2 protein-coding genes are annotated in these 1,722 nt (G+C 54.8%); both read right to left on the bottom strand.

Annotated elements, in window-relative coordinates:
- Window positions 1–333: helix-turn-helix domain-containing protein (locus tag AC1DWI_RS21950; RefSeq protein WP_477725764.1), on the bottom strand; the 333-nt coding region annotated here is incomplete at its 3' end.
- Between the two features lie 14 nt (window positions 334–347).
- A complete protein-coding gene (locus AC1DWI_RS21945; RefSeq protein WP_477670531.1) occupies window positions 348–1,478 on the bottom strand; it encodes an ABC transporter substrate-binding protein in 1,131 nt (376 codons plus the stop codon).
- Window positions 1,479–1,722: the final 244 nt, after the last annotated feature.

Here is a 1,722-nt window from a genome sequence, read left to right as displayed (position 1 = left end):
GATCTGCACAATCTCGTTGAATTTGCTGGCCAGCTGCTGAAGATATTTGCTGGCCTGCCTGACCAGGCTGACCTGTTCGTCGGCAGCCAACCCCACAAGCAATGCGTTGTAGCCGAGATGGTAGGTCGCAGCGTCACCCGATCGCTGCACGAAACCGCGCCGTTCCAGTGTGCTCAAAAGGCGGAACGCCCTGGCTTTGGTAATTTCAGATCTTTTGGAAAGCTCGGTCACACCCAGGCCGGGGTTCTGGGCTACAAGCATCAATAAGCCGAGTGCTTCATCTACCGACGCTACGTTATAGTCCATTGCCTTCTTGCCGCTGGCTTGCTTCAACGGGTATGTTTGAGTTAGCGAAGCATTCTACCGTCAGGGCCCAGTACGATGATGTCGACATACGACGAGCCCGAGTGATTTGTCGGGGAAAAATTAACAGAGAATCCGCCGAGATTTAAATCCCTCAATGACTCCAGGGAACGTTTCAGTTTTGCGGAAGTGGGATTCGGTCCGGCGCGTTTCAGGCCTTCGGTCAGCACCCTGGCCGCAATGTAGCCTTCAGTCACTGCCAGGTTCAAATCAGATCCTGGTACGCCAAATTTCTTGTGGTCCTCCTGCATTTCCCTGATGAGCGTGGAGGTCTTACTGGACGGATCGGGCACCACCAGCGCTATGCCCAAGCCGTAGGCGGCCTGTTTGCCGATTCTTTTCACGACCGCGGCACCGTCGGTGACAGAAAGGGCGACGACAAACGCCGAACTTCCACCTTGACGAAAATTCTTGTAGAACTCGGCGGTCGCGGCACTCGTCGCCACTGAAATAACCGCGTCGGGTTTGGCCTTGAGAATCGTTGCGACCGCTTCACTGACATTGGTCGTGCCGTATTCGTAGCTTGCACTGCCCGAGAGCTGAAGGTTTTTTCCCCTGATCGCGTGTAGGGCCCGGTCGTAACCTTCAATGCCAAACGGACTCTTTTCGTAGAGAACCGCGATGCGTTTGTGCCCGATGATGTTCATATGGGACACAATCTTTTGCACCTCCTGGGCATAGTTGGCGCGCGTGTGAAAAATCCAGGGGTTCACCGGTTGATGAAGCGATACGGCGCCTGTTCGAGGCCCCACCAAGGGAATGCCGGCCGCAGCCAGTACCTTTTCCTGAATCAGCGCTTCAACAGGCGCAGTTCCAGAAAATCCGATCAATGCAACAGGCTTTTCTTCCTGGATGATTTCCCGTGTTTTTTCCACTGAGTCCGACCCGTCCGGTCCCCGGTCTTTGGTGACAAGTTTCAGCTTCGCCCCATTAACRCCACCCCGGTCGTTGACGACATCAAAATACAGTTGCACGCCCACCTTGACCTGGCTTGCCGCGGAATTCGGGTCCTTAAGCTGGCCGATCTGGCCGATCACGATGTCCTGCGGAGCGGATGAGGCAACGGCACAAACTGTTCCCAGAATGCCTGTACTGATCCAATGTTTTATTGACATACCCATGCTTTCCAAAATGATGGAGCCTGTCTAAGGCGTTCCTGTTATCCATGACAAAAGCCCGCCGGAGGCGGGCTTTGCGGACGAGATACTGATCGCGTGCCTTTGTGCGCTCAGAAGTTATGCTGAATGCCAACCCCGTAAACACGGATCACGTCATTGGCGACACGGTTGTTCGGGTCCGAGCGGTCATAGAAGCCGTACAGCGAAGTGCGATTGCTCATCTTGTAGGAGTAGCCCGCCT

It is taken from the genome of Polaromonas sp. P3_C2 (assembly GCF_056402675.1).
The sequence above is the reverse complement of the archived record's forward strand: the minus strand, read 5'-3'. Positions and strand labels throughout refer to the sequence as shown.